Source organism: Allorhizocola rhizosphaerae (genome assembly GCF_003426775.1).
Lineage (GTDB): Bacteria > Actinomycetota > Actinomycetes > Mycobacteriales > Micromonosporaceae > Allorhizocola > Allorhizocola rhizosphaerae.
This window is the reverse complement of the sequence record NZ_QJUG01000331.1, coordinates 1-6,987: the sequence shown is the minus strand read 5'-3', so window position 1 is coordinate 6,987 and position 6,987 is coordinate 1. Positions and strand designations below refer to the sequence as shown.

At 67.6% G+C, this 6,987-nt stretch carries 9 protein-coding genes; 3 read left to right on the top strand and 6 right to left on the bottom strand.

Translation table 11 applies throughout. The annotated features are described in order from the left end of the window. Positions 1 to 187: 187 nt before the first annotated feature. The gene (locus DM816_RS39045) at positions 188 to 1,081 is read left to right on the top strand and encodes an AAA family ATPase (RefSeq protein WP_117215514.1); all 894 of its coding nucleotides are present in this window, start codon (positions 188 to 190) and stop codon (positions 1,079 to 1,081) included. Here the strand turns inward: DM816_RS39045 and DM816_RS44045 are convergent. From DM816_RS44045 to DM816_RS39025, 4 genes are read right to left on the bottom strand one after another with little or no spacing between them, the layout of a single operon-like run. Continuing rightward, positions 1,065 to 3,065, bottom strand: a complete 2,001-nt coding sequence (locus tag DM816_RS44045) for a fibronectin type III domain-containing protein (RefSeq protein ID WP_211589049.1) — start codon at positions 3,063 to 3,065, stop codon at positions 1,065 to 1,067. The genes DM816_RS39045 and DM816_RS44045 overlap by 17 nt on opposite strands. Positions 3,066 to 3,114: 49 nt before the next feature. Continuing rightward, a complete protein-coding gene (locus DM816_RS39035; protein WP_117215513.1) occupies positions 3,115 to 3,342 on the bottom strand; it encodes a hypothetical protein in 228 nt (75 codons plus the stop codon). Further along, a complete protein-coding gene (locus tag DM816_RS39030; protein WP_211589048.1) occupies positions 3,321 to 4,124 on the bottom strand; it encodes a GNAT family N-acetyltransferase in 804 nt (267 codons plus the stop codon). The genes DM816_RS39035 and DM816_RS39030 overlap by 22 nt, the downstream gene beginning before the upstream one ends. A gap of 9 nt (positions 4,125 to 4,133) precedes the next feature. Beyond that, on the bottom strand, positions 4,134 to 4,682 hold the full coding sequence (locus DM816_RS39025; protein WP_211589047.1) for a TetR/AcrR family transcriptional regulator: 549 nt from the start codon (positions 4,680 to 4,682) through the stop codon (positions 4,134 to 4,136). A 23-nt stretch (positions 4,683 to 4,705) separates the two neighbouring features. On the opposite strand from DM816_RS39025, the gene DM816_RS39020 reads away from it, so the two are divergent. Further along, positions 4,706 to 5,131, top strand: a complete 426-nt coding sequence (locus DM816_RS39020; protein ID WP_117215511.1) for an SRPBCC family protein — start codon at positions 4,706 to 4,708, stop codon at positions 5,129 to 5,131. Positions 5,132 to 5,192: 61 nt separating this feature from the next. Here DM816_RS39020 and DM816_RS39015 read toward each other — a convergent pair whose 3' ends face one another. Beyond that, positions 5,193 to 5,660 (bottom strand): SRPBCC family protein, encoded by a 468-nt coding sequence (locus DM816_RS39015; protein ID WP_117215510.1) that lies wholly within the window; start codon positions 5,658 to 5,660, stop codon positions 5,193 to 5,195. A gap of 9 nt (positions 5,661 to 5,669) precedes the next feature. After that, positions 5,670 to 5,930 carry a hypothetical protein gene (locus tag DM816_RS46045; protein WP_211589046.1) on the bottom strand — a complete coding sequence of 87 codons (261 nt, stop codon included), beginning with the start codon at positions 5,928 to 5,930 and terminating at the stop codon, positions 5,670 to 5,672. Between the two features lie 109 nt (positions 5,931 to 6,039). On the opposite strand from DM816_RS46045, the gene DM816_RS39005 reads away from it, so the two are divergent. Further along, on the top strand, positions 6,040 to 6,987 hold a 948-nt coding region (locus tag DM816_RS39005; protein ID WP_162908285.1), incomplete at its 3' end, for a serine/threonine-protein kinase.

The window sequence follows — 6,987 nt, the reverse complement described above, 5'->3', positions numbered from 1 at the left end:
ACTCTGCACGCCGCCGTTCCCTGAGCCGAGCCGGGTACCCATCCCACCCACCCCGACGAGCACCTACCTGTGGCAAGCCTCCCTAGTCGACAGGTGACCTCTTGGCGACGAGTCGACTTGCTCCTCCAACGGGCCGCAGCTCGCAATCCCGCATTCGACGGCATAGCGAGCCCGCGTGCCGTGCTAAGTGCCGCAAGCTGAGCACCCGACGCGCCGCAAGCGGGCGGGGATCGACGAGGCGGCCGCGGCGTTCGGGCTGACCGAGCTGATGCCCCGGCGCAACCAGGAGCTGTCGAGCGGGCAGCGTACGCTGGTGAGCATCGTGAAGGCGGTGCTGCACCGGCCCGATCTGCTGATCCTCGACGAGCCGACGGCCAGCCTCGACCCTGACATCGCCGCGCGGGTGCGCCAGGCCATGCTCGACGCGCACCGGCGCGACGGCACGGCGTTGCTGGTGACGAGCCACAACATGCGCGAGGTGGAGACGCTGTGCGAGCGGGTGGTGCTGCTCTCGACGGTGTCGCTGTCGGTGATGGACGAGACGCAGACCCGCAACCTGCTCAACGTGCTCACCACCTCCGTCACCCCGGCCGAATACCTCACCGGCGTGGCGGCGTTCGGCCTGATGAAGCTGACCCTCACGATGACCACGATCACGGTGATGACCACGCTCGTCTACGGTTTCGCGCTGAATTCGCTCGGCTGGAGCGCCGTGCCGATCGTGTTGCTGCTCATCGTCAACGGGTGGGCGCTCGGGTTCATCATCCTGGGGCTGATGCTGCGGTTCGGGCCGAGCGCGGAGATTCTGACGTGGGGCCTGAACTACGTGATGCTGTCGGTGTCGGGCGTGTTCTTCCCGGTTTCGGCGCTGCCCGGCGGGATCGGTGAGGTGATGCGATACCTGCCCACCGGGCTGGCGTTCGAGGCGATGCGCACGATTTTGCAGGGCAAGCCGGTGCCGGCCGGCATGCTGTGGTCGGCCGCGGCCGGCTCGGTGATCGTGCTCGGGTTGGCGCTGGCGTTTTGTGGTTGGATGCTGCGCATCTTCCGGCGACGCGGCTTTGTCACCCGATACTCATAACATTGTAATAATCAAGACGGTCGATGGTGAGAGTCAGCCTGCCGTGGCGGCACGACGACTCGGGCGTCTTCGAGCCGGCGAAATCGGGCGAGACCATGGTGATCGGGCCGCGCGGGCAGGACGGCAGGTCGACCTCGGCGGTGAATCCGGTCTGCGGCACGATCCCGAGGTTGTAGTTGTGGTTGACCAGGTGCAGCGTGCGTGCTCCGGTGCCGCGCTGGACGAGCAGGCTGGCCGAAACGTTGCCCGCGCTCAGGCGCAGCCCAGCCGAAGCGATGTCGTTGTGGCGGAACAGGTTAGCGTGCTCGCGATAGAACCTGCTATATGTGCCGTAGAAGCCCAGCATGCCCAGCTGCTCCGCGGTGGGGCTGCCGACCGTGTCCTTCAGGTGGAACGCCGGGAAGATGCCGTTGGCGTAGGCTTCGGCGCCGAAAATCTGCCAGTAGTCCTTCTTCTCCTGCAGCGGCAGATTCAAATAGTTCGTCATCATGTCATTGGGCCAGTCGATGAACACGACGACCGGAACGTTGCGGCCCGCGATCTGCCGGCTTTTTTCTTTGAGGTACCGGTAATTCGCCTGCAGTGACTTGGCCCCGTTCAAATGGCCGTTGACGACGGGGACATAATCGGCGCCCCGGCCGTCCGGGGTCTGCTCGTCGGCGTTCCACGGATACATGCCTACGCCGTTGAAGTCCACATAGGGCAGGAGCCCGTTGGACGTGATGAGGATCTGGCGGCCCGCACGGCCTGTCGGGTGCGAGAGGAGGCCACACGGCGCTGCGGCCGGTCGCGGCGCGCAGGGGGCCGAGGCGAGACGCCCGCGGCCATAAGGCACAGTGTGCCAGGCATAGGCCCGCAACTCATCGACCATCTGCTTCCAGTATCGGCGCAGATAGGTGGCCGTGAACGACATGTCGTCCGCATACATCCGGTTGGGGATGACCCGACCCCACTCGGGGGCCAACGGGTTGGTGGCGTTGACCGGATTGGTGTTCCAGCCGTTGGCCCGCAGATAGTCGCGATAGTTGAAGTTGCGGTCCAAATCGGATGGTGGCACGTCCCGCCGCACGATGTTGTCGTCGGTCATCCCGAAGCGCGACCGCCAATCCGCATCCGTGAACGCGGGATATTTCGCGAGCAGATAGCGGTTGAAGTCGGCCAGCGCGTAGTCGTCGAACCCCTCATTGCCATTGAAGCCCCACTTGAGCCCGCCGCTGAACCCGGCGTTCACCTCGTCGAAGCTGAGCCCGTCGACACCGCCGTCGATCTGGAGTTTGGCCCAGCCGAGCAGATACTCGCGATATCTCGGATTGAACATGTTGCCCCGCCGGGCGGGGATCGGAAAGCCGAACTCGTCGTGCGGCACGGGATTGCCGTCGGCGTCGCGGGTGGACATGTCGTCGAAGATTTCGGGCGTGGGGAAGTCGTGCGGGAAGATGACGCTTGTCGTGCCGCTGCCGATGAAGGTGATTCCCTTTTCGTGGTACCGGTTGATTTGCGCGAAGTTGTAGTCCTCAGCCTCATCGCCATTGGTGGACCACTTGCCGATGGCGCGGATGTTGACATCCGGCACGAACTGGTAGACCTGCGGATCCTCGCCATCCACATCGGACTGGCTGAAGCCCCACACGGTGAAGTCGGGCGGCCGCACCATTCCCACCGTCGCCGAGGCCCGGTTGCTCGCCCGCGAAACGTTGCCGGCGGAGTCGCGCGCCCGCACGGTGAACGTGTATGTAGTGCCCGCCACGAGGTCGGCCACCACGGCTGTGGGCTCGGCGACGGAGCGGACCAGCGACTGTCCCATGTAGACGTCGTAGGCCACGACCCCCGCGTTGCCGGTCGAGGCGTGCCAGGTGAGCGTGACGCCTGTGCTCGTGACGCGCAGTGCGGTCAGTTTGCCCGGAGCGGTCGGCGGGCGCGTGTCATGTTGCGGCGGCTGCGGCGCCACAAGCAGGAGCGCGACCAGTATGCACACCAGAGCCATCAGATCACGGTATGGGAAAGTGTCGATTTAGTCGTGGGGTTCCCACTATTTAGTTGCAGCGATAGCTCTCCCGGCCGCTCACGCTGATTTTGGAGTGGCCGGGCAGGCTGACGCTCACGCTCCACTGTATGTTGCCCATCACCGTGACGACCGGGCTGTATGCGCCCATGGCTGGGCTCTCGTCTTCGGCACAGTGTTTTCGCTGCACGCCGACGACAACCCACGCATGGCCGCGATCGCCGCGCACACCCTCGATCAGGTGCTGCTGGGCCGCCACATGTAAGGCGTGGTCGTGGTGACCGCGACGAAACCGAGCCGCTCCAGGATCGGGCGGCTGTCGTCGGACGCGTCGACCTGCAGGTATTTGTGGCCACGTGCGACGGCGTCGGCGGCGCGCACGGCGACGAGCGCGCGATAGAGCCCGCGCCCGCGATATTCCTTGAGCGTCGATCCGCCCCAGAGACCCGCGAAATCGGTGCCCGGCACGAACCGGATCCAAGCCGCGCTGACCACCCGGCCGTCGGCCTCGGCGACATAGACCTTGAGATTGTCCGATGTGGACTCCGTGGACAACATCTCGCTCAGCCAGCCCATGTCCGTCTCCCACACCACCGTATTCAGCTCGGCGATGTGCCCGAAGTCTGCGGGCGAACGGGTTTCGCGCAGCGTCACGCCCTCGGGCAGGGGCGGGTGCGCGTCGGCGTGGTCGGCGGCGAGCCCGATGATGACGGTCTCGCGCTCCTGCGGCACGAAGCCCGCCGCGAGCAACCGCTGTGGCAGGTCTTCGGGCAGGTCGTGGCCGCGCGTCTTCCACTCGAACTCCTCGCCCCGCGCGGCGAAATGGTCGCGCTGGCGGGCGATGAACGCGTCGAGCTCATCGCCGGTCAGCCCGCCGAGGTCGCGATATTCGACGAACCCACCGGTGTAGACGCCGGAGACGCGCATCAGCGGGCCGTCCCACTCCAGCACCGCCCGCTCGGGAAGGTCCGGGTCGGGACGGGCGCGCAGCTGGGCGTCGTAGGCGGCGAGCAATTGACGCGGATCGAGTTGGCTTGGCACGGGCTCATGCTAGCCCGCCTGGTACCGCTCAAAGAATTGAATAAAAAGCCGGTGTGACGCCTCGATCTCCGCCGGATCGGCGCCGGCGAGGAGCTCCAGCAGCAGCCCGCGCGTGACCGCCACGCCGAGCCGGATCGCGGCGGCGTCGGTGGGCGCACCGATGCGGGCAGCGGCCGCGACTCCGGCGGTGAGCCACGGCTCGGTGAGGTTTTCGAGCATGGCTTGCGTGCCGGGCGCACCCTGCACCGCGAGCCCGAAAACCTCGAAGAACAGGCGCACGAACGGGCGCACCTCGGGACTGGAGACCTCGGCCCAGAGGGCGGCCATGAGCTCCCGCGGGGAGCGCGCGTCGCGCGCCAGCTCGGCGAGCACGGCCCGCTGCTGGGCCTCCACCGCACCGACGATCGCCGTCATCAGGCCCTCATGCGACCCGAAGTGGTAGATCAGCATGCGGTGGCTGGTCCCCACACCGGACGCGATCTCGCGCAGGCTCTTGCCGGCGATGCCCTGCTCGGCGGCGTACGTCACAACCTTGTCCAGCAACTGGTCTCGCGCCATGTACCACATGGTACATTCAATCCATGCGATGGCAGCACACGATCACCATCAGCGCACCGGTCCGGCGGGTGTGGGAGCTGACGCTCGACGTCGAGGGCTGGCCCGGCTACACGCCGACCATGCAGCGCGTCGAGCGTCTCGACTCCGGCCCGATAGCGGTCGGCAGCAGCGCGCGCATCAAACAACCCGGTCAGGCCGCAGCGATTTGGACGGTTACGCGCCTGGAGCCCGAGCGCGAGTTCACGTGGCAGACCAAGCGCATGGGCATCACCATGACCGGCTCACACCTGCTCGCACCCACGGCCGACGGGTGCCGCAACACGCTCGTCCTTGAGATCACGGGCTTCGGCGCACGCCTGCTCGGCCTCGTCGCCGGGCGCGCTCTCGCCGATGCGCTCGCCAAGGAAAACCACGGCTTCAAGAAAGCAGCCGAGTCACTCGAGGTCTGACTTGCGCCGCCGCAGGGTCGCGCACGCCCGCACGGTTGACCTCACCACGGCGGAGCAGGCGTCACTCCAGGTCTGACTTCAGACGCCGCAGGGTCGCACGCATGCCCTCGCGGTTGGCCTCGCCCCGCCGTGTCGCCACCGCGCCCGTGAAGATGCGCCCGAGAGTGAGAGCCGCTCTATTGCGGCGATCGTGCCAATACTCGGTGACCACCGTGCTGCCGCCATCGGCCGGCTCGAAGCGATAACCCCAGCGCGACACCGGCTGGCCAAACGTGGTCACGTCGAACGCGAACTCCTCGCCTGGCTTGGCGACCACCACCCGGCAGGTGGTAAACCATACGAACCCTTTGCGACGGTTCCAGCCCACGAAGCGGTGTGGCAGGCCGTCGCGGCTGCGCCAGATCCACACTGCGAAGCACTCCGGGCTCCAGCGGGCCATCCGGCGCATGTCCGCCACGGCGGCGAACACCTCGCCCGGCGCGGCATCGATCGTGATCTGCTCCGTCACCTCGCCCGCCTCGGCCGTCATGCGAGCACCCTAGCCCGGCGTCTTCGTTGACGGCCGGCGGGCATCGGTGACGGCCGGCGACAGGATCGGTTCGCCCGCGGCGGCCCGCTTGATGACGTGCAGGATGTCGGCCGCGCGGGTGTCCTTGAGCAGGAATCCACCGGCCCCGGCGCCGGGCAAGCGGTTGGGCACGGCCAGTGTGCTGCTCGGCCTGGCCGTTCTTGGCGCGGGCATGGCCGTGCTTGCCGATCCGGACTCGCTCGCGGCGGCGCTCGGGCTCTTCGCGCTCATCGCTTTCCACCTCGCCGTCGGCTGGAAGCTGTACAGGCTCTCGGGCCGCATGCCGGCTGCTGGATAATCGGGTGGTGCCGAGGCGTGGCTGAGGGGTGGGCAGCAGACGTTGGACGAGACCGAACACACGCCGCTGGACCGGCCCGACATCACCGGTCCGCTGCCGGGCTACCGGCTGCGGGCGCAGCTGGCGCGGACCGGGATGAGCGAGGTGTTCCGCGCGGAGGAGGCGGACAGCGGCCGGCCGGTAGCGCTCAAGGTCATCGGGCCGGAGCTGATGCGCCTGCCGGGTTTCGCGGAGCGGTTCGAGCGGGAGTCCCGGGTCGCCGTGACCCTGAAGCACCCGAACATCGTGGATGTCTACCGCGCCGGAAAGGCCGACGGTGGCCGGCTGGGCTTTCTGACGATGCGCTTCATCGAGGGATCGAACCTCCGCCTGGTACTGGAAAATCATGGAAAGCTCGGTCTGGAGGCGACGGTCGATATCGCGCAGCAGGTGGCCGCGGCCCTCGACGCGGCACACGCGCGCAACGTGATTCACCGGGATGTCAAGCCGGCCAACATTTTGATAGAGGAGGCGACTGGGCGGGCCTATCTGTGTGACTTCGGCATCGCCAAGGATATCGAGCTCAGCTCGATCACCACCACCGGCGCGACGGTCGGCAGCCTGCTGTATCTCTCGCCGGAGCAGCAGCGCAGTGGCCGCGACGTCGATCGCCGAACCGATGTGTACGCGCTGGGTTGCGTGCTCTACGACTGCCTGGCCGGGGTGCCGGCGACCCCGGTGCGCGACCGGCGGGTTCTTTCGGTCCCGCTGCTGGGCTCGCCCGTCGATCGGGTGCTGCGCAAGGCGATGGCCGAAGACCCCGCGCACCGGCACGGCAGCTGCGGCGAGTTGGCCGAGGAGCTGGCGGCGGCCGCGGCGAAGACCCCAAGCATGCGCCGGTGGGCGGGGGCGATGGCGGTGGCAGGGGCCGGCCTGACCACCGCGCTGGTCGCGACGGTCGCGGCCACGGTGGTCGATCCGGCCCCGGATCGGGCGGCGCTGGCCCGGGTG

What these genes read in the sequence shown, in the direction of transcription:
- DM816_RS44045 (WP_211589049.1), bottom strand. Translation starts at nt 3,065, where the DNA reads ATGGCTCTGGTGTGCATACTGGTCGCGCTCCTGCTTGTGGCGCCGCAG.
- DM816_RS39025 (WP_211589047.1), bottom strand. Translation starts at nt 4,682, where the DNA reads ATGGCGCGAGACCAGTTGCTGGACAAGGTTGTGACGTACGCCGCCGAG.
- DM816_RS39020 (WP_117215511.1), top strand. Translation starts at nt 4,706, where the DNA reads ATGCGATGGCAGCACACGATCACCATCAGCGCACCGGTCCGGCGGGTG.
- DM816_RS39015 (WP_117215510.1), bottom strand. Translation starts at nt 5,660, where the DNA reads ATGACGGCCGAGGCGGGCGAGGTGACGGAGCAGATCACGATCGATGCC.
- DM816_RS46045 (WP_211589046.1), bottom strand. Translation starts at nt 5,930, where the DNA reads ATGAGCGCGAAGAGCCCGAGCGCCGCCGCGAGCGAGTCCGGATCGGCA.